This window comes from Nocardia sp. CC213A (assembly GCF_030766805.1).
Classification (GTDB): domain Bacteria; phylum Actinomycetota; class Actinomycetes; order Mycobacteriales; family Mycobacteriaceae; genus Nocardia; species Nocardia otitidiscaviarum.
In genome coordinates, this window is record NZ_JASFXA010000022.1 from 20,822 (window position 1) to 40,282 (window position 19,461).

The following is a 19,461-nucleotide window of genomic DNA, read 5'->3' on the forward strand; positions in this document are numbered from 1 at the left end:
AACGGTCCGATTCGCCTGAAGAAACGACCACAGCCCCTGACCGGCACTGCCAGGTCAGGGGCTGTTTTCTGTGCGCCATCAGGGACTCGAACCCCGAACCCGCTGATTAAGAGTCAGCTGCTCTGCCAATTGAGCTAATGGCGCGTGCCGTGTGCTCGCCGGCGTTTCGGGAGCTCTTCGGTGCGGAAGAAACCTTAACAGGCTGTGGCTCTGAAAGTGAAATCGCGGGGTCTAGCTGGGGTTTCTGTTGCGGTGGACGGATGTGATCATCCGTGTTAACGGAATGGGGTTGGGAACGGATGAACGGGGCGAGCCCTGCGGAGGGTGGTTGTGGTCGTGTGTCTGTGTCCCTGGGGCCTGGCAGAATGATCGTGTCTCGACCGCTCCCCGCAGGCGTGGTGGGTCGAGCAGGCGTAGTCGGGGTAGGCAGCGGACCCCGCGCACGCACCGAGACGTGAAGTGGGGTTGTGAATATGAGGAATGGTCAGGGCCGACGCCGATCGCGGAAGCTGCTGGGCGCAGTGGCTGTGCTGTCGGCGCTAGTGCTGGCGCTGGGGGCATGTTCATCCGGGTCGGGGACGGATTCGTCCGCGGTCGCCATCGACTCGAATCCGATCAGCGAGCTGATCAAGCCGAAGCTCGTCGCGCCGGTCAAGGACGGGCAGATCGGGGTGTCACCGGGTGATCCGCTGGTGCTGAAGGTCGAGGACGGCAAGATCAACAAGGTGAGCCTGCTCAATCCGGAGGGGCGGGAGGTCAGCGGTGAACTGGCCGCCGACGGGCAGTCGTGGAAGCTGACCGAGCCGCTCGGCTTCGGGCGCACCTATCGGCTGAGCGTGGACGCCATCGGGCTCGGCGGCGCGAACACCACCAGCATGAGCTTCACCACGATCTCGCCGAACAACCGCACCCACCCGTACCTGATCCCGGGGGAGAACGAGGTGGTCGGTATCGGGCAGCCGATCGCGATCCAGTTCGACGAGAACATCCCGGACCGCAAGGCCGCGCAGAACGCGATCAAAATCACCACCACGCCCGCGGTGGAAGGCGCCTTCTACTGGGTGAACAACCGCGAGGTGCGTTGGCGGCCCGAGCACTTCTGGGCTCCGGGCACCAAGGTCGACATCGAGGTCGACGTGTACGGCAAGGATCTGGGCAACGGACTGGTCGGTGACGCGGACATCACGTCCACCTTCACCATCGGCGACGCCGTGATCTTCACCGCCGACGACAACACCAAGCAGGTGACGGTGGAGAAGAACGGCGAGGTGATCCGCACCATGCCGACCTCGATGGGCAAGAACAGCACACCCACCGACAACGGCATCTACATCGTGGCCGACCGGCACGAGAAGATCATCATGGACTCCTCGACCTACGGCGTGGCGGTGGACTCGCCCGACGGCTACAAGACCCCGGTGGACTACGCGACGCGAATCTCCTACTCCGGCATCTTCTTCCACTCGGCCCCGTGGTCGGTGGGCGCGCAGGGTTCGTACAACACCAGCCACGGCTGCCTGAATCTGAGCCCCGCCAACGCGCGCTGGGTGTACGAGAACGCCAAGCGCGGCGACATCACCATCATCAAGAACACCGTGGGCGGCACGCTCTCCGGCGTCGACGGCCTGGGTGACTGGAATATCCCGTGGGAAACCTGGAAGGCCGGAAACGCGGACGACAACCGCTGATTCCAGCGAAAGGGGCTCCAGCTCGACGGCTGGAGCCCCTTTCGCGTGCGCTCTGTCAGAAAGCGGCCGCGCTCAGATGATGGCGGCGGCGGTGGCGATGGTCTGTGGTGGCTTGTTGTCCTTGATGAGGTCGCAGCCCAGCCCCGCCTTGCCCGCCAGCGCGAAGGCGCTGCCGGTCACCGCGCACATGGTGTCGAACGGTCCGAACAGCAGCTTGTCGAGATTCGGCAGGCCGAACGATCCGGTGCCGGTGGAGCCGCTGGTGACCAGCCCGCCGGTGGAACCGCTGCTCTGCACCGAGCCGGAGCCGGTGACCTCGGATTCCATCGGATCGTCGGCCACGTCGGTGGCCGGGACGAACGGTTCCAGGGGAACGGCGGAGGCGGTGGCCGGTGCGGCGGTGAGGATGGCGGCGGTCGCCAGGAATGTGGTTACGGCGCAACGATTCACAAGTGCGGTCTTTCTGATCGAGCTGGTTCGGGGGCCCCGACCTCCCCCGTGTTCGGATGAAGTCTACGAAGATCGAGTGGGCCGCGCCACAAATTCGAAGTGATGTTGTTTCAACCACAGTTTATTCGTCGGGACCCCGTGAACAGCGGGCTAGCCCGATGTGTGCCGCCGCTCGAACCGCTCAGCGCAGCGGATCAGCACATCTGCCGGATCCGCGGGCGGGGACTGCTTGCGCCAGATGGCGCGGAACTTGCGGGTCAGCACCGCGTCGGTGAGCGGGATCTCGACCAGTGCCCCGCTGCGCAGGTCGGCGTCGGCGATGAGGCGGCTCAGCACCGCCGGTGCCATACCGGTGCGGGCGGTGGCGAGGATGGCCGCCGCGGAGCCGAGTTCGGCGGCGGGCTGCGCCGGTTCGGTCTGTGCGCCGAGAATCTCCCAGAGAGTGTCGCGGGTGCCGGAGCCCGGTTCGCGCCACAGCAGGGCGGTGCGCGCCAGCTCCCCGGCCGTCACCGGCGTCCGCCGCCGGGCCCACGGATGCGCACTGCCGACCACCACGACCAGATCGTCGGCCCCCAGCACGTGGCTGCCGAGTTCGGCCGGGGGATGGGGGCCCTCGACGAAGCCGAGATCGGCCTGCCCGTCGCGCACCCACGCCTCCACCTGCCGCGAATTGCCCACCTCCAGGGCCACCGCCACCTCCGGCCGCGCCTCCCGCAGGGCCGTGAGCCAGTGCGACATCCGATGGTCGGCAATGGTTTTCGACGCCGCGATGCGCAACCTCGGCCGGTCGGCGGCGCGCAGGGCGGCGACGCCCTCGGCGAAGGTGTGCGCCGCCGCCAAGATCGGCCGCGCGTAGTCCACCACCGTCCGCCCCGGCTCGGTGAGTGCGGAGCCGGTGGGGCCGCGATCGAGCAGCCGCAGCCGCAGCCGTCGTTCCAGCGCCGAGATGCGCATGCTCGCGGCGGGCTGGGTGATTCCGTGTCGTCGGGCCGCCGCGCCCAGGCTGCCCAGTTCGCCGACCGAGGCAAGCAGGTCCAGCACCTCGAGGTCGGGCATTCCCGGCGGCAGACTCATAAGCATTGATTATGGGGTGCTCCCGATTCGGTGGCTACCGGAATGCACGTGCCGGACGCAGGCTCGAGGGGCGACATTTCCCGGGCCGCCTCAGCACCTATGGAGACACCATGACCTATGTCATCGGCGCGGACTGCGTCGACGTCCTGGACCGCGCCTGCGTCGAAGAATGCCCCGTCAACTGCATCTACGTCGGCGACCGCATGGCCTACATCCAGCCCGACGAATGCGTGGACTGCTCGGCCTGCGAACCCGCCTGCCCGGTGGAGGCCATCTACTACGAGGACGATGTGCCGGCGGGGCAGGAGGAGTTCGTCACCGAGAACGCGCGCTTCTTCAGCGAGACCCTGCCGGGACGCGAAGAACCGCTCGGCGTTCCGGGCGGGCCCCTGAAATTCGGCGAGGCGGTGGGCGTGGATACGCCCTTCGTCGCGCGATTCCAGCGCTGAGACAGTGAAACCCCGGCCCCCCTCATGATCGGGCCGGGGTTTCCGCGATCGGCGGGTGGCTACCGCACCGGTGTGACGACGGGGTCGTCGAGATCGCGCGTGCGTCCCAGCACCGAGTGGTGGCGGCTGTAGCTGAAGTAGATGACGGTGCCCAGCACCATCCAGACCACGAAGCGCAGCCAGGTCTCGATGGACAGGTTGACCATCAGCCACAGGCAGGCCAGCGCCGCCACGATGGGCAGCACCGGGACGAACGGGACGCGGAAGCCGCGCGGCAGGTCCGGTCGGGTGCGGCGCAGGATGGGCACCCCGATGGAGACCATGACGAAGGCGACCAGCGTGCCGATGTTCACCATTTCCTCGAGCGTGCCGAAATCCACGAATCCCGCGAGCAGCGCGCAGACCACGCCGACGATGACGGTGAGCCGGACGGGGGTGCCCTTCGAGCCGGTGTGCGCGAGACCGCGGGGGAGCAGCCCGTCGCGCGCCATGGCGAACAGCACCCGGGTCTGGCCCAGGAACATGACCATGACCACGGTGGACAGGCCCGCCAGCGCGCCGATGGCGATGATGTTCTTCACCCACGTCGCGCCGTGGATGGCGAAAGCCGTTGCCAGGGTGGCGTTCTCGCCCTGGAGCTGGGTGTAGGACACCATACCGGTGAGCACCAGCGAGACGGCCACGTAGAGCACGGTCACAATGGCGAGCGAACCGAACAGGCCGCGCGGCATATCGCGCTGCGGGTTGCGGGTCTCCTCGGCGGTGGTGGCGACCACGTCGAAGCCGACGAAGGCGAAGAACACCAGGCTGGCCGCAGACAGCAGCCCGAACCAGCCGAAACTGGTGCCGCCGGAACCGGTCAGGAAGGCGAACAGCGACTGCCGCAGCCCCTCGGCCTTCTCCGACTCCTGCGCGGGCGGAATGTAGGGCGACAGGTTCGACGCCTTGAAATAGGTCGCGCCGACCACCAGCACCAGCGCGATCACCCCGAGCTTGATGGCCACCGCGATGGCCGACACCCGTGAGGACAGTTTGGTGCCGGTGGCCAGCAGCACGCCGACGGCGGCGATGATGGTGACCGCGCCCCAGTCGAAGTGGATCGAACCGATGGTGAGGATGGGCGCGTCGGTACCGAGCACCGCGCCCAGGTACTGCGACCACCCCTTGGCCACCACCGAGACCGCGAGCGCGAACTCCAGGATCAGATCCCAGCCGATGATCCACGCGATGAGCTCACCGAAGGTGGCGTAGGCGTAGGTGTACGCACTGCCCGCCACCGGCACCGTGGAGGCGAACTCGGCATAGCACAGCGCCGTGAGCCCGCAGGCGATGGCCGCGAAGACGAAGGCCAGCGAAACCGACGGTCCCGCGACGTGTCCCGCGGTGCGGGCGGTGAGGGTGAAGATGCCCGCGCCGATGACCACCGCCACACCGAAGATGGTGAGGTCGCGGGCCGTCAGGTCCTTGCGTAGCTTGGCATCCGGATCATCGGTATCCCGAATCGACTGTTCGACGGATTTGGTGCGGAGTAATCCGCTCGCGATCGCCACTGTTGTCTCCTCTCTGAAACTCCCCGCGGCGCTGTCAGATCGCGCGCGGGATGGCGTCGAGTCGCCGCTCGGCGAATCGGTTGGCGGCGGCGCCGGAACCGATGCCCTCGGTCCGCGCCGCGGCGAGAATGTCGCGGCAGCGGTCGAAGATGCGGGTCACATCGGCTTCGACGGCGGCCGCGTCGGCCCGGCGCAGTTCACCCTCCACCTGGATGAGTCCGCCCGCGTTGGCCACGAAGTCGGGAACCCAGGTGATGCCGCGCTCGCCGAGCGCGTCCTCCACCGCGGGTGTCGCCAGCTGGTTGTTGGCCGCGCCGCAGACCAGCTTGGCCTCGATGTCGGCCACGCTCGCGGCGGTGAGCGTGCCGCCCAGCGCGCAGGGCGCGTACACGTCCACGGGCGCGGTGGCCACCGAACTCAGCAGCCGCACCGCCGGGTGCGCCTGCGAAACCTGCTGTAGCGCTGCCTCGTTCACATCGGTGACGCAGACCTCCGCACCGTCTTCGAGCAGCAGGGCGATGAGTTCGCGGCCGACCTTGCCGACGCCCTCGACCCCCACTGTGCGGCCCGCGAGAGTGGGTTGGCCCCAGACGGATTCGGCACCGGCGCGCATGGAGTGGAAGACGCCCAGGGCGGTGAGCCGGGCACTGTCGCCGGAACCGCCCGCGGCCTTGCTGCGGCCGGTCACGTGGCCGGTGTGCTTGCCGATGATGTCGAGATCGTCGGTGTTGGTGCCGACGTCACCGGCCGTGATGTAGCGGCCGCCGAGGGTTTCCACGAACCGCGCGTAGGCGGCCAGCAGCGCCTCGGTCTTGTGCACAGCCGGATCGCCGATGATGACGGCCTTGCCGCCGCCCAGATTCACGCCCGCTGCCGCCGCCTTGTAGGTCATGCCCCAGGACAGCCGCAGCACATCCTCGAGTGCCGCCGCCTCGCTGGCGTAGGGGTAGTAGCGGGTGCCGCCGAGTGCGGGCCCGAGCGCCGTCGAGTGGATGGCGATGATCGCCTTCAGTCCGGTCCGGTCGTCCTCGCAGAACACGACCTGTTCGTGGCTTCGGGCGCTCACTTCGTGGGAGCGGGCGAAAACCCCTGCGTCGGTGTGCATCGCGGTCACAATGGTTCCTTTCTGGCTGCCGCCGGGGTGCGGCGGCGGTGGTTACCGCCGGGGTGTGGCGGTGTCGGGTGCCGCGGGTTCGCGGCGGGTGCCCGTGCGTCACGAATAACTGTCGGGCACAAGGGATGTGGTCGCAGGCAGGCACGGCGGTATGACGTGCGGGTGTGACGGTGTCAGCGTCGGTTCAGAACTCGATGCCGAGTTCGCGCAGTGCGGAGCGGTAGCGCTCGACGTTGCCGAGCTTGATGTCCTCGTAGCCGCGCACCACATCGGGCAGGGCGGCGGCCTCGGCGGCGGTGTCGTAGGTGTCGGTGCTCAGCTCGACGGCGAGGCGGCGCACCATGGCGGTGTAGTGGGACAGCAGTTCCCGCTCCACCTTGCGCACGTGGGCGTAGCCGAACGGGTCCAGCCTGGTGCCGCGCAGCGCCTTGCCCTTGGCGAGCACCTTCAGCGCCACATGCGATTTCGGGCCGAGACCGATCTTCTTCTTGCGGCCGAGGGCGCGCAGCACCGGCGGATGCAGCTTGTAGGTGAGGTTCGCGCCGCCGGGCACCTGCGCCCGGACGTCGGCGAGGAAGTCCGGATCCACCAGTAGCCGGGCGACCTCGTACTCGTCCTTGTAGGCGGTGAACTTGTGCAGTCCGCGCGCCACGGCCGCGCTGAAGTCGGTGCGCTCGGTGACGGTGCGCTCGGCGTCCCACACGAACTGCACCGTCTCGACGTAGTTCCGGGCCACCTTGGCGTTCTGGTAGCCCACCAGTTCGGCGGCGCGCAGTTCCACCAGTCGGCGCACCTCGCCGTCGAAGGTGGTGTCGGCCAACAGGTTCGCGGGTACGGCGGGTCGCTCGCGGCGCTTCCGGGCGGGCTCGACCGCGGCCTGGAAGGCGGCCGGATCGGCGACCGCGACCCGCCCCCACCGGAAGGCGGCGATATTGGCGGCCACCGCGACACCGTTGATGCCGATGGCCTCCTCGATGGCGGCGGCGGGCAGGCGCAGACCGCCGGTCTGGAAGGCCGCGCCGACCATCAGGAAGTTGGCCGCGGCGGTATTGCCGAACAGCTGCTGTGCCGCCGCCAGGTGGTCGAACTGCCGCAGTGAATTCGACACCGACGCCAGGCGTTCCAGCAGCGAGTCGGTGGCCGGGTAGCCGACCGACTTGTCGTACACCATGTCACCGGTGGGGGTCTGGCTGGTGGAGGCGACCGCCACGGTGGTCGCCGGATCGCCGTACTGGAGGTTCTTGGGGTCGGCGGCGGTGAGCAGGTCGATGGCCACGACGCAGTCCGCGCTGCCCGGAGTGAGTCGGTTGGATGGCTCCAATTCCGTTGCGGAGAACCGCAGATGGGAGATGACCGGTCCGGCCTTCTGGCTCAGCCCGATCTGGTCGAGGCTTTCCACCTCGTATCCGGCGCGCAGCGCGGCGGTGGCCAGCACCTGGTTGACCGTGACGATGCCGGTGCCGCCGATACCGGCGATGAGCACATTCTGGGTGCGCCGTGGCGCGCCCAGCCCCGGATCGGGCGCCGTCGGGGGTTCGAGCTGCTTGTCCCGCTTGCGGTTCTGCTTGTCCTCCGGCGTCAGCTCGACGGTGACGAACGACGGGCAGTCGCCGTCCAGGCAGCTGTAGTCGGTATTGCAGGAGGTCTGGTCGATACGGGTCTTGCGGCCGAATTCGGTCTCCACCGGCTGCACCGACAGGCAGTTCGACTTGACCCCGCAGTCGCCGCAGCCCTCGCACACGGCCTCGTTGATGACCACGCGGGTGTTGCGCACGGGCAGCTTGCCGCGTTTGCGCTGGCGGCGGGCGTCGGCGGCGCAGTGCTGGTCGTAGATCAGCACGGTGACGCCCTTGATCTCGCGCAGCATCCGCTGGGCCTCGTCGAGCCGGTCGCGATGCCACAGCAGGGTGCCCTTGGCGAGGGCTTTCCGGTTGTGCCGCTTGGGTTCGTCGGCGCAGATGATGATCTGCTTGACGCCCTCGACGGCGAGTTTGTGGGTGAGCTGCGCGACGGTGAGCCCGCCCTCGACGTCCTGTGCGCCGGTCATGGCGACGACTTCGTTCCACAGCAGCTTGTAGGTGATGTTCACGCCCGCGGCCACACACGCCTGCACGGCGAGCTGCCCGGAGTGGAAGAAGGTGCCGTCGCCGATGTTCTGGAACAGGTGCGGCACATCGGTGAAGGGGGCCTGCCCGATCCACTGGCTGCCCTCGCCGCCCATCTGGGTCAGCCCGGTCACCGCGCTGTCGTCGCGGCCGGACATGGTCACCAGGGTGTGGCAGCCGATGCCGCCGCCGCCGATGGAGCCCTCGGGCAGGGCGGTGGAGCGATTGTGCGGGCAGCCGGAGCAGAAGTACGGGGTGCGCTTGGCGGACAGCACCTCCAGCGACAGCGGCGGCGGCGCGGCCTTCTTCAACTCCACGTGGTCGCGCAGCACCCGGCGCAGTGGGCCGAGCAGGCGACCCGGGGTGAGTTCGCCGTCGAAGGGCATGAGCAGCGCCCCGCGCTCGTCGTGCTTGCCGAGCACACGCGGGGCATCGGTTGTGTCGTAGAGGATTTCGCGGATCTGGGTTTCGATGAAGGCGGTCTTGTCCTCGACCACGATGAGCTGGTCGAGACCGCGGGCGAACTCGGTGATCCGCGTCGCGCCGAGGGGATAGGGCATGCCGATGCGCAGCAGCCGGATGCCCGCGTGGTGCAGGGCCGCGTCGTCGACGCCGAGATCGAGCAGCGCCTGCCGCACGGCATCGAAAGTGGTTCCGGTGGCGGCGATTCCGACCTTGGCGTCGGTGGGGTTCACCTCGATGACATCGAGGTCGTTGACCGCGCCGAAGGTGCGCACCAGCTCCCAGCGCGGACCGTACAGGTCGGCCTCGGCCAGCACACTGTCGGTCGGCGCCGCCATGGGCCGCTGCCGGTAGACGAAAGGCCGCCCCTCCCAGGTGATCTCGGGCACCGTCAACGGCCGGTCCGCGACCGAGGCATCGACGGTCCACGCGCCGTCCGCCACATCGGCGACGATCTTCATGGCCACCACGCAGCCCGAGGCGCGCGAGAGCGCCACGCCCTGCATGCCCATGGTGATGATCTCCTCCGCGTTGCGCGGGAACAGCACCGGAATCCCCATGGCCGCCAGCGAACGTTCGCTCACCGCGGGCACCGTGGACGATTTCGAGGCCGGATCGTCGCCGACCAGCAGCAGCACCCCGCCGCGCGGATTGACGCCGTACATATTGGCGTGCCGCAGCGCGTCGGTGGCGCGGTCCACACCGGGCCCCTTGCCGTACCAGACGCCGACCACGCCGTCGTGGGTCGGCGTTCCCGCGGGCAGATCGGCCTGGCTGCCCCACACCGAGGTGGCCGCGAGTTCCTCGTTCAGGCCCGGCACGAAGGTGATGTCGTGTTCGGCCAGCACGTTCGGCATGCCGAGCAGCATCTTGTCCACGCCGCCCAGCGGGCTGCCCTGATAGCCGGAGACGAAGGTCGCCACCCGACGGCCCGCGCGGATATCACGCACATGCTGTTCGACCAGCAGCCGGGCGATGGCCTGGACACCGGTGAGCAGGACCGGTCCGGCCCCGGAGCGATACCGGTCGGCGAGGTCGTACGGCGCGGTCGGCTCGGCCTGCGGTAGCGAGGACGGGCAGGCAACGCTGGTCATGAACTCTTCACCACACTTTCCACAACCCAGATCGTGAGCTGCGAACGAAGGGACTAGCGATCGGTGCAGCGAAATCTGCCGTGAAGGTGTGATCTGTGTCAACAGTCGGGCAAAACGTTGATCAGATTGCTCAAAAGTGATCTAGGGCACTCGGGGCCGCGCGTCATTTTGCTCGAGTGCGGGTGTCGCCGGTCACATTACTGTCGACCGGTCAGGTACTCCACGAGCGGCAGGGCCCGGTAGGGGATCGGCGTCGCCAGCGCGAGCATGGTCTCGGTGTGCTTCACGCCGGGAATCGCGTGCACCCGCTGGATGATCTCCAGCAGATCCTGCTGCGTCTCCGCGGCGATGCGCACCAGCAGATCCGACCGGCCGGTGGTCGCGTGCACCTCCAAGACGTGCGGGAACTCCCGCAGCGCCGCCACGATCGCATCCATCTTGTTCTGATCGAGTTCGATGCCCAGCAGTGCGTGTACCGCGAAGCCGATGGCCTGCAGGTCGATACTGGGCGGGTAACCGACCACGACGCCCGCGGCCTCCAGCCGCTTCATCCGCGCCTGCACGGTATTGCGCGCGATGCCCAGCCGCTGCGCCAGTTCGAGAATCGGCGCACGCGGGTCGGACGCCAGCTCCGCCAGCAGCGCGGAGTCCAATGCGTCGATCTTGATGGTCATGCCGCATTGTGGCACAGCGTTTCCGGTGTGCCCCGAACGCCGGAGGTGGTCATTCCCAGCGGTGCCCGATGATCGTCACGTCGTCGAGCCGGACCACCGGATCGCCGAGATTGTCCTTGCCGGTCAGGGTGATGGTGCCGGTGAAGACGTCCCCCTGTCGGACGGCGTCGCCGCCCGTGCCCACCACCTGTGCGCGGGATCCGTTGATGGTGTAGTACTCCTCCGGTGCGCCGGACACGAAGGCCAGCGTCCATACCGCCGCGTCGGAGTACACGAGACCGTAGACGCGCGCCTGCTCGCCGACGCGCCCGCGGTGATCGCGCAGCATGCCCTTGACGTCGACCTCGGCCGGAGACTCCGGTTCCGCCGTGGTGGGAGACGCGGGGGATACCGCGGTCCCGGCGGCGCCGAACAGCGGCGCGACTGCCAGGACGGTGGTGGCAACAGCATTCCTACCGAACATCTTTCGCATCCGTCCTCATGGATTTCCCGTCCCCTGGGGATTCCCACGATCATGGTGGGCGAAAACCCCGATGGCGCACTGCGGCCGGAAACACATTCGGGCCGGATATGCGAGAAGCCCGGTCCGCGATGGACCGGGCTTCCGCTCGGGGTGACCGACGGGACTCGAACCCGCGACAGCCAGGATCACAACCTGGTGCTCTACCAACTGAACTACGGTCACCATCGCCGGTAACTTCCGGCGCGGTAGATCGTAGCGCGAACCGGCGTCGAGTTCCTAATCGGCTGATGAGGGGGTGTTTCCGGGGTGGGATTCGGTGCCGGTCAAGTCGGCGGCCACGGCGGCGATCTCCGCGGTGGAGGGGCCGGGGGCGGGGACGAACGCGGTGCGGCGGTAGTACTCGAGCTCGCGAATGGATTCGCGGATATCGGCCAGGGCGCGGTGGGCGAGGCCCTTCTCCGGCTGGCCGAAGTAGATGCGGGGGTACCAGCGGCGGGCCAGTTCCTTGATGGAGCTGACATCGATCATGCGGTAGTGCAGGTGCGCGTCCAGGGTGGGCATGTCGCGGGCGATGAAGCCGCGGTCGGTGGCGATGGAATTGCCCGCCAGCGGCACGGTGCGCGGGGTGGGCACGTACTGCTTGATGTAGTCGAGGATCTGCTGTTCGGCCTCGGCGACGGTGACGGTGGAGCGGCGGACCTCCTCGGTCAGCCCGGAGCGGGCGTGCATATCGGTCACCACCGGCGGCATGGCGGCCAGCGCGGCATCGTCGGCGTGGATCACGATGTCCACGCCGTCGCCGAGGATATTGAGGTCACTGTCGGTCACGAGCGCGGCCACCTCGATCAGCTTGTCGCTGTCGAGCCGTAGGCCCGTCATCTCGCAGTCGATCCACACCAGGTACTTGTCGCTCACCGGAGACACAGTAGCCGTTCGGTCCTGGTCCGCCGGGCGCACCCGGATGGCGTTGCCCCAGCGTGTTCGGCGTGGCGTCGGATGATGCGGGTCGCCATCGATCCGGCGCGACAGCGTGGGACCGTACCGCGCGGGCGCGCCGGGGTGTGCGGTGGAGTACCGGGCGGGGTGTGTCGGGGGCGCGGTGGAGTGCCGGGCGGGGTGTGTCGGGGGCGCGGTGGAGTGCCGGGCGGGCGCGCTGGAGGCGCGGCGCATGGCCGAGTTGGCGTGTCGGAGGGCCCGGTGCGGCGGCCCCGGCGGCTGGCCGTCGCGGTGGTGCCGGTCTTTCGGCCGCGTCGGGGCGGGTTGGCGGACCGACCGCGCGTTATCGTTGCCAGCAGATCCGCGCGTTATCAGGCGGTCGGTTTGTTGTTCGGCGGTGCGTTCGGCAGAGCAGGCAGTGGCAGATCAACGGAGGACGGCGCGATGACCACCCCGCAGGAAAAGGCAGCGGCGGCCCGTAAGGCCGCGGAGGAAGCGGCGCGCGTCGCGGCGGAGGCGGCCGCCGCGGCCGAGGCCGCCGAGCGGGAAGCGGCCGAACAGGAAGTGGCGGAGAAGGAAACCGCGGAGAGGAAAGCCGCGCGGAAGGAAGCCGCGGCCGTGAATGACGCGGCGGTACCGGACGCGGCGGTACAGGACGCGGCGGGATCGTCCGTCGAGGCGGCTGCGGCGTCTGACGCCGCCGGCGCGGGCGACGGCACATCGGCCGGACCCGGGGCGGGCGGCGATGGGGCCGTCGGCGGCAAGTCCGGCTCCGCCGCGCCGAATTCGGCCGGGTCCGCCGCGCCGGCGGCCGAGGCCATCGCGGCCGGTTACGCCTTCGAGGGGCTCGCCCTCGAGCTGGGCACCGTCATCGTGGACGGCGAGGTGAATCCCTCCGCGCGCGTGCGCATTCCGATGAAGACCATGAACCGCCACGGATTGGTCGCGGGGGCCACCGGGACCGGTAAGACCAAGACCATTCAGGGCATCGCCGAGCAGTTGTCGGCGGCGGGGGTGCCGGTGGTGCTCGCCGATATCAAGGGAGACCTGTCCGGGCTCGCGCAGCCGGGACAGTCCAATGACAAGATTCTGCGGCGGGCCGAGGAGACCGGCGATCCGGACTGGCAGCCGACCGGGTATCCGTGCGAGTTCGTCTCGCTGGGCACCGGTGGCATCGGGGTGCCCATTCGCGCCACCATCACCTCGTTCGGGCCGATTCTGCTGTCGAAGGTGCTGGGACTCAACGAAACCCAGGAATCCACCCTGGGCCTGATCTTCCACTGGTCGGACAAGAACGGCTTCCCGCTGCTGGATCTGAAGGATCTGCGGTCGGTGATCCAGTTCCTCACCAGCCCGGAGGGCAAGGAGGATCTCAAGGGTATCGGCGGTGTCTCCGCTGCCACGGCGGGCGTGATCCTGCGCGCCTTGGTGAACCTGGAGGCCGAGGGCGGCGACACCTTCTTCGGCGAACCCGAACTGGATCCGTCGGATCTGCTGCGCACCGCGGGCGGTCAGGGCGTGATCACGCTGTTCGAACTGGGTTCGCAGGCCGCGCGGCCGCAGCTGTTCTCGACCTTCCTCATGTGGGTGCTGGCCGATCTGTTCCAGACGCTGCCGGAGATCGGCGATATGGACAAGCCGAAGCTGGTGTTCATCTTCGACGAGGCGCATCTGCTGTTCAACGACGCGTCCAAGGCGTTCCTGGACCAGGTGGAGCAGACGGTGAAGCTCATCCGCTCCAAGGGCGTCGGCGTGTTCTTCTGCACCCAGTTGCCCACCGACATCCCGAACTCGGTGCTCTCGCAGCTGGGCGCACGCATCCAGCACGCGCTGCGCGCCTTCACCCCGGAGGACCAGAAGGCGCTGTCCAAGACCGTGCGCACCTACCCGAAGACCGCCACCTACGACCTCGAGAAGGCGCTCACCTCACTGGGTATCGGCGAGGCGGTGGTCACCGTGCTGTCGGAGAAGGGCGCGCCCACCCCGGTGGCCTGGGCCCGCATGCAGCCGCCGCGTTCGCTCATGGACACTATCGGCGACGACGGCATCCGCTCCCGCGCCCAGTCGAGCACCCTGTACGCCAAATACGGCCAGACCATCGACCGTGATTCGGCCTACGAGATCCTCGCCGAGAAGGTCGCCGCCGCGGCGGAGCGGGCCGAGGACGAACCCGCGCCCACCCGCTCCCGCTCCCGCCGGGCCGAGCCGGTGGAGGAGTCCATGGCCGAGAAGATCGTCAACAACGCGGCCTTCAAGAACTTCCTGCGCTCCGCCGCCACCGTGGCCGGACGCGAGATCGGCCGCAGCATCTTCGGCACCAGGAAGCGGTGACCGCACCCTGCCGGCCCACGGATCGCGCCTGACGGCCGCTAGCCCACGTCGCGGCGCAGCAGATCGTCGACCGTCTCGCGGCGCAGCAGTTCGCGGCAGCGGCCGCCGCTGATCGCCACGATGGGCGGGCGGCCGACGCCGTTGTAGGTGGAGGCGAGGCTGTGGTGGTACGCGCCGGTGCACGGCACCGCCAGCACCTCACCCGGCCGCAGGTCGGCGGGCAGACGCACGTCGGCGGCGAGGATGTCGCCCGCTTCGCAGTAGCGGCCCGCGACGGTGGCGGTCATCTCCGGGCCGACGGTGTGCCGGTTGGCGACCACGGCGTCGTAGCGCGCGCCGTACAGCGCCACGCGCGGGTTGTCGCTCATGCCGCCGTCCACCGTCACGTAGGTGTGGCCGTCGTCGATCCGCTTGATGGACAGCACCCGGTACAGCGTGATCCCGGCCCGCGCCACGATGGCGCGGCCGGGTTCGACGGCGATCCCCGGGCGCGGGAAGCCGTAGCGCGCGCAGGCGGCGTCCAGGGCGTCCTCGACGATGTCGGCGAGTTCGGGCAGGTTCATCTCGGCGTCACCGCACCGGTAGGCCACCGCGTGCCCGCCGCCCAGATCCAGTTCGGTGAGCAGGTGGTCGTGGTCGTCGCGCACCCGCGCCATGGCGGAGACCAGGCGGCGGACCGCCTCCCCGAACGGGAAGGTGTCGTGGATCTGCGAGCCGAGATGGCAGTGGAAGCCGACCAGGCGCAGATTCGGTTGCCGCAGCACGCGTTCCACCGCTTCGGCGGCCAGGTCGCTGCCCACCGGGAAGCCGAACTTCTGATCGGCGACGCCGGTGCGCACGGCCGGATGCGAGTCGATGTCGATATCGGGGGAGATGCGCAGCAGCACCCGCTGCGGTGTGGTGGCCAGCGCGGCCAGCAGCGGGATCTCGGTGAGCGAGTCGATCACGATGCGACCGACACCGGCGCGCACCGCCGCCTGCATCTCGTGGAACGGTTTCCCGTTGCCGTGCAGGATGATTCGCTTGGGGTCGACACCGGCCGCCAGGGCTATGGCTAGTTCTCCGGCCGAGCAGACGTCCAGCGAAAGCCCTTCGGAGGTAACCCATTCCGCTACCGCCCGGGTGAGCAGCGCCTTGCCCGCGTAGATGACCTCCGCGTCCGGGAAGTATTTGCGGTAGGCGCGGCAGCGGGCGCGCACCTCGTCCTCGGCGAGCACGTAGGTGGCGGTGCCGTACTGGTCGGCGATATCGGAGAGGGCCACCCCGCCGACGGTGATGCGGCCGTCCGTGTCGTAGTGGGTGTCGGTCGGCCAGACCGACGGGGCCAGTCGCGGCACCATCGTCGATCCCAGGGAGGGGAACATGTCGAGCAGCGTCACGGTGTCTCCAGCTGTCGTCCCCGCCGTTCGGTATGCGGGGCCGATGTCAGGACTACGCCGGTTCCGGGGGACCGGCGCGTACGGTAACGCTGCTTTGACGGCCTCCCGGCCGATCTTGACGGATTCCTGACCCCTCAGCCGGTCAGCTGCCCAGCTTCTTGTACACCGAGCCGGCGACCACCGAGGTGATGGAACGCGGGCCGAACTGCCCCGCCAGGCTCATCCCCTTGCTGAGCACGCCCGGGACGATGCGCATCCGGTTGCGGGCCAGGCCGTCGATGGAGATCTTGGCGGCGTGCGCGGCGGAGACCCAGACGAAGTCCGGGATCTTGTTGCCCACATCCTCCTGATCCGGGTTGTCGGTGCGCACCGGGCCGGGGGCCAGCAGCGTGACGTGGACGCCGGTGTCCTTGAGCTCACCGCGCAGCGATTCGGAGAAGGTGTTGGTGAACGCCTTGCTCGCGGCATAGGTGGCATTGTTCGGGATGGGCATATTGCCCGCCGCCGAACCGGTGATCAGGATGCCGCCGGCGCGCCGCGCCAGCATGCCCGGCAGCACCGCCAGGGACAGATCGTGCACGGCGACGGCATTGAGTTCCATGATGTCGCGCTCGTAGTCCAGATCCAGGTCGGCGAGCGCCCCGAAGGTGGCCACCCCGGCGTTGTTGCACAGGATCGCGATATCGCGGCCGGACAGCTCCTTGGCCAGCGGAGCCCGCTGCTCCCGATCGGACAGGTCCACCGCCCGCACCTCGGCGATCACGCCGTACTTCTCGGTCAGCCGCTGCGCCAGCTGGTTCAGCAGATCCTCGCGTCGGGCGACGAGGATGACGTTGTAGCCGCGCGACGCGAGCTCGGTGGCGAGGGCGGTGCCGATACCGGACGAGGCTCCGGTGATGACGGCACGGTTGTCAGCGGTGGGTGCGGGAAGACTCACGGTTGGCGAGCTTACCCGCCTCCCGAATTCGCAGCGCGCGGTTGACAGCCGTCGCCAGTCGTGCGCGCGTGCCGGCGGTGAGTGCCGAAACCATGCTGGACGTACCCGACGAGTTGCCCTCGCCTCGCGAGATCAGTTGTCGCGTCTGCGGTCTACTTCTCCATGAAGGCAATGCCCCAGTTGACATGTCCCCGCCAGACGCTGGCGATGCGGCCGCCCTGGACGGCGGGCTTGGGATCGCCGATGGGACCGCCCGCGGCACGCACGGCCGCGACCGTGGCATCCAGGTCGTCGGCCATGAAGGCGACGCCGACCAGGGCTCGGGGCAGGCCGGAGGTGACGACCTCGATGAAGGCTTCGCCGACGCGGTAGAAGGCCATTTCCGGGCCGTCGGGGCCGCGCGGGTGGAAGCGGCGGCGCGGGGGCACGCCGAGGACCGCGTTCAGGTCCTCGACCGCCGTGTCCAGGTCGGGGACCCAGTAGACGATGTGGTCCACGCGGGTCACGCCGTTCGGATGCGGTGCCGCGGGCGGTGCGTCCGTCGTATCCAGCAGGGCCGGGACGTCCAGCAGCGCCGGGTCGGCGTGCACCGCGTCGAAACCCCACGCGGGTTCGCCGAAGGTGCACGTCACCTGGCCGATGCGCACGGCGCCGTCGGTGACGGTGAATCCCAGTGCCGCCCAGGCTCGCTCGTCTCCGGGCAGGCCGAGGCGGGTCAGCAGCGGCATTACAGCGCCGCCGCCAGGCGGGTGCCCTGGTCGATGGCGCGTTTGGCGTCGAGTTCGGCGGCCAGGTCCGCACCGCCGATGAGATGCACCCGCACGCCCGCCGTCCGCAGCGGCTCCTCCAGTTCCCGCACGGATTCCTGTCCGGCGCAGAGGATCACGTTGTCGCATTCGATGACCCGCGGCCGTTCCCGCTTCTCGCCGAAGCTGATGTGCAGGCCGCGGTCGTCGATGCGCTCGTAATTCACGCCGCCGATCTGCTCGACGCCCTTGGCCTTCACCGCCGCCCGGTGCACCCAGCCGCTGGTCTTGCCGAGCCCCTTGCCGAAGGATGAGGTCTTGCGTTGCAGCAGCACCACGTCCCGGGCGGCGGGGGAGGGCTTGGGGGTGGTGACGAATCCGCGCACGTTCTCATCGTCGGTGACGCCCCACTCCTCTTTCCACTCGTCGAGTTTGAGGCTGGGATGCCCTTCCACGGTGAGGAATTCGCTCACGTCGAAGCCGATGCCGCCCGCGCCGATCACGGCCACCTTCTTGCCGACCGGCTTGCCGTCGCGCACCAGCTCGGCGTAGGTGAGCACCTTCGGGTGGTCGATGCCCGGAATCTTCGGGATGCGGGGCCGCACGCCGGTGGCCAGAATGACCTCGTCGTAGTTCCCGTCGATGAGCTGCTGGGCGGTGGCGCGGGTCTCCAGATGCAGGCGCACGCCCGCGACCTCGATCATCCGCGTGTAGTAGCGGATGGTCTCGTTGAACTCCTCCTTGCCCGGAATGCGCCGGGCGATGTCGAACTGGCCGCCGATCTTGTCATCGGATTCGTACAGGTCCACGTGGTGACCGCGTTGGGCCAGGCTGACCGCCGCGGAGAGTCCGGCCGGGCCCGCCCCGACCACGGCGAAACGTCGGGTGCGCCGGGTGGGCAGCAGCTTCAGTTCGGTTTCGTGACCTGCACGCGGGTTCAGCAGGCAGGACACGTGTTTGGCCTGGAAGGCGTGATCGAGGCAGGCCTGGTTGCAGGCGATGCAGGTGTTGATCTCGTCGGTGCGCGCCTCCTGCGCCTTGACCACCCAGTCCGGGTCGGCCAGCAGCGGGCGGGCCAGCGAGATGAGGTCGGCGTCGCCGCGGGTGAGGATCTCCTCGGCGGTCTCGGGCATATTGATGCGGTTCGACGCGCACACCGGAATGCTCACGATGTCTTTGACTTTCGCGGTCCATTCCACGAACGCCGCGCGCGGCACCGAGGTGACGATGGTGGGCACGCGCGCCTCGTGCCAGCCGATGTCGGTATTGATGATGGTGGCCCCGGCGGCCTCCACATCCCGTGCGACAGCGGCAATCTCGTCCCAGGTCTGGCCGTTCTCCACGAAATCGGCCATGGATAGCCGGAATACGATGATGAAATCCGGTCCGGTGGCCGCGCGCACCCGCTCGACGATCTCGGCGGCGATGCGGCGGCGGTTCTCGGAGCTGCCGCCCCACTTGTCCTTGCGTTTGTTGGTGCGCGGCACCAGGAACTGGTTGATGAAATAGCCCTCGCCGCCCATGATCTCGACGCCGTCGTAGCCCGCGAACTTGGCCAGCTGGGCGCAGCGCGCGTAATCGTCGATGGTCTGCTCGACGCCCCTGGATGACAGGGCGCGCGGGCGGAAGGGGTTGATCGGGGCCTTGATCGAAGAGGCCGACACGCTGCCGGGCATATACGAGTAGCGGCCCGCGTGCAGGATCTGCAGGGCGATCTTGCCGCCCTCGGCGTGTACCGCCTTGGTGATGGCGCGATGCCGGTACGCCTCGGTCCTATTGGTCAGTTTCGCCCCGAAGGGCAGCAGCCAGCCGGTGCGGTTGGGGGCGTAGCCGCCGGTGATGATGAGTCCCACACCGCCTTTGGCGCGTTCGGCGAAGTAGGCGGCGAGCTTGTTGGTGTTCCACGCGCGATCCTCCAGACCGGTGTGCATGGAACCCATCACCACCCGGTTGCGCAGGGTGGTGAATCCGAGGTCGAGCGGTTCGACGAGGTGCGGATAGAGACTCAT

At 68.7% G+C, this 19,461-nt stretch carries 15 protein-coding genes and 2 tRNA genes; 3 read left to right on the forward strand and 14 right to left on the reverse strand.

The genetic code is table 11. The features are described 5' to 3' along the window. Nucleotides 1-71: 71 nt before the first annotated feature. Nucleotides 72-144, reverse strand: a tRNA-Lys gene (locus QJS31_RS30850). A 329-nt stretch (nucleotides 145-473) separates the two neighbouring features. On the opposite strand from QJS31_RS30850, the gene QJS31_RS30855 reads away from it, so the two are divergent. Beyond that, a complete protein-coding gene (locus tag QJS31_RS30855) occupies nucleotides 474-1,688 on the forward strand; it encodes an Ig-like domain-containing protein (protein ID WP_306358363.1) in 1,215 nt (404 codons plus the stop codon). A 72-nt stretch (nucleotides 1,689-1,760) separates the two neighbouring features. On the opposite strand, the gene QJS31_RS30860 is transcribed toward QJS31_RS30855, so the two are convergent. Both QJS31_RS30860 and QJS31_RS30865 read right to left on the reverse strand, forming a co-directional pair. After that, nucleotides 1,761-2,138 carry a hypothetical protein gene (locus QJS31_RS30860; RefSeq protein ID WP_029926821.1) on the reverse strand — a complete coding sequence of 126 codons (378 nt, stop codon included), beginning with the start codon at nucleotides 2,136-2,138 and terminating at the stop codon, nucleotides 1,761-1,763. 150 nt (nucleotides 2,139-2,288) lie between these two features. Next, nucleotides 2,289-3,212, reverse strand: a complete 924-nt coding sequence (locus QJS31_RS30865; RefSeq protein WP_282783635.1) for a LysR family transcriptional regulator — start codon at nucleotides 3,210-3,212, stop codon at nucleotides 2,289-2,291. 110 nt (nucleotides 3,213-3,322) lie between these two features. Between QJS31_RS30865 and fdxA the strand changes: the two genes are divergently transcribed. Beyond that, a complete protein-coding gene (gene fdxA / locus QJS31_RS30870; RefSeq protein ID WP_282783633.1) occupies nucleotides 3,323-3,661 on the forward strand; it encodes a ferredoxin in 339 nt (112 codons plus the stop codon). Nucleotides 3,662-3,720: 59 nt separating this feature from the next. Here fdxA and QJS31_RS30875 read toward each other — a convergent pair whose 3' ends face one another. From QJS31_RS30875 to orn, 7 genes are all read right to left on the reverse strand, one after another. Further along, nucleotides 3,721-5,211: an amino acid permease gene (locus tag QJS31_RS30875; protein ID WP_282783631.1), complete on the reverse strand. Its 1,491-nt coding sequence runs from the start codon at nucleotides 5,209-5,211 to the stop codon at nucleotides 3,721-3,723. 34 nt (nucleotides 5,212-5,245) lie between these two features. Then, nucleotides 5,246-6,316, reverse strand: a complete 1,071-nt coding sequence (locus QJS31_RS30880) for a Glu/Leu/Phe/Val dehydrogenase dimerization domain-containing protein (RefSeq protein WP_282783639.1) — start codon at nucleotides 6,314-6,316, stop codon at nucleotides 5,246-5,248. A 193-nt stretch (nucleotides 6,317-6,509) separates the two neighbouring features. After that, nucleotides 6,510-9,986, reverse strand: coding sequence for an indolepyruvate ferredoxin oxidoreductase family protein (locus QJS31_RS30885; protein WP_306358364.1), 3,477 nt, complete (start codon nucleotides 9,984-9,986; stop codon nucleotides 6,510-6,512). Between the two features lie 197 nt (nucleotides 9,987-10,183). Next, a complete protein-coding gene (locus tag QJS31_RS30890; protein WP_029926833.1) occupies nucleotides 10,184-10,660 on the reverse strand; it encodes an Lrp/AsnC family transcriptional regulator in 477 nt (158 codons plus the stop codon). A gap of 49 nt (nucleotides 10,661-10,709) precedes the next feature. Beyond that, entirely contained in the window at nucleotides 10,710-11,123 is a 414-nt protein-coding gene (locus QJS31_RS30895) for a hypothetical protein (protein WP_039810996.1), read from the reverse strand. 149 nt (nucleotides 11,124-11,272) lie between these two features. Beyond that, nucleotides 11,273-11,345: transfer RNA gene (locus tag QJS31_RS30900), tRNA-His, on the reverse strand. 54 nt (nucleotides 11,346-11,399) lie between these two features. Beyond that, nucleotides 11,400-12,038, reverse strand: coding sequence for an oligoribonuclease (gene orn / locus QJS31_RS30905; RefSeq protein WP_282783626.1), 639 nt, complete (start codon nucleotides 12,036-12,038; stop codon nucleotides 11,400-11,402). Nucleotides 12,039-12,503: 465 nt separating this feature from the next. Here orn and QJS31_RS30910 point away from each other — a divergent pair, with 465 nt between their 5' ends. Then, complete coding sequence (locus tag QJS31_RS30910; RefSeq protein ID WP_306358365.1) at nucleotides 12,504-14,390, forward strand: helicase HerA-like domain-containing protein; 1,887 nt, start codon at nucleotides 12,504-12,506, stop codon at nucleotides 14,388-14,390. Between the two features lie 38 nt (nucleotides 14,391-14,428). On the opposite strand, the gene lysA is transcribed toward QJS31_RS30910, so the two are convergent. The 4 genes from lysA to QJS31_RS30930 all read right to left on the reverse strand — a co-directional run bounded on the left by lysA (nucleotide 14,429) and on the right by QJS31_RS30930 (nucleotide 19,461). Further along, entirely contained in the window at nucleotides 14,429-15,769 is a 1,341-nt protein-coding gene (gene lysA / locus QJS31_RS30915; RefSeq protein WP_282785347.1) for a diaminopimelate decarboxylase, read from the reverse strand. Nucleotides 15,770-15,911: 142 nt separating this feature from the next. Further along, complete coding sequence (gene cmrA / locus QJS31_RS30920; protein WP_282785346.1) at nucleotides 15,912-16,706, reverse strand: mycolate reductase; 795 nt, start codon at nucleotides 16,704-16,706, stop codon at nucleotides 15,912-15,914. A gap of 152 nt (nucleotides 16,707-16,858) precedes the next feature. Then, nucleotides 16,859-17,434 (reverse strand): VOC family protein, encoded by a 576-nt coding sequence (locus QJS31_RS30925; protein ID WP_282785345.1) that lies wholly within the window; start codon nucleotides 17,432-17,434, stop codon nucleotides 16,859-16,861. Beyond that, on the reverse strand, nucleotides 17,434-19,461 hold the full coding sequence (locus QJS31_RS30930) for an NADPH-dependent 2,4-dienoyl-CoA reductase (RefSeq protein ID WP_282785344.1): 2,028 nt from the start codon (nucleotides 19,459-19,461) through the stop codon (nucleotides 17,434-17,436). The genes QJS31_RS30925 and QJS31_RS30930 overlap by 1 nt, the downstream gene beginning before the upstream one ends.

Excerpts from the sequence above, each read along its gene's own strand:
- QJS31_RS30895 (WP_039810996.1), bottom strand. The coding sequence starts at position 11,123 with ATGTTCGGTAGGAATGCTGTTGCCACCACCGTCCTGGCAGTCGCGCCG.
- fdxA (WP_282783633.1), top strand. The coding sequence starts at position 3,323 with ATGACCTATGTCATCGGCGCGGACTGCGTCGACGTCCTGGACCGCGCC.
- QJS31_RS30930 (WP_282785344.1), bottom strand. The coding sequence starts at position 19,461 with ATGAGTCTCTATCCGCACCTCGTCGAACCGCTCGACCTCGGATTCACC.
- QJS31_RS30865 (WP_282783635.1), bottom strand. The coding sequence starts at position 3,212 with ATGAGTCTGCCGCCGGGAATGCCCGACCTCGAGGTGCTGGACCTGCTT.
- QJS31_RS30910 (WP_306358365.1), top strand. The coding sequence starts at position 12,504 with ATGACCACCCCGCAGGAAAAGGCAGCGGCGGCCCGTAAGGCCGCGGAG.
- QJS31_RS30925 (WP_282785345.1), bottom strand. The coding sequence starts at position 17,434 with ATGCCGCTGCTGACCCGCCTCGGCCTGCCCGGAGACGAGCGAGCCTGG.
- QJS31_RS30885 (WP_306358364.1), bottom strand. The coding sequence starts at position 9,986 with ATGACCAGCGTTGCCTGCCCGTCCTCGCTACCGCAGGCCGAGCCGACC.
- QJS31_RS30890 (WP_029926833.1), bottom strand. The coding sequence starts at position 10,660 with ATGACCATCAAGATCGACGCATTGGACTCCGCGCTGCTGGCGGAGCTG.
- QJS31_RS30880 (WP_282783639.1), bottom strand. The coding sequence starts at position 6,316 with ATGCACACCGACGCAGGGGTTTTCGCCCGCTCCCACGAAGTGAGCGCC.
- QJS31_RS30855 (WP_306358363.1), top strand. The coding sequence starts at position 474 with ATGAGGAATGGTCAGGGCCGACGCCGATCGCGGAAGCTGCTGGGCGCA.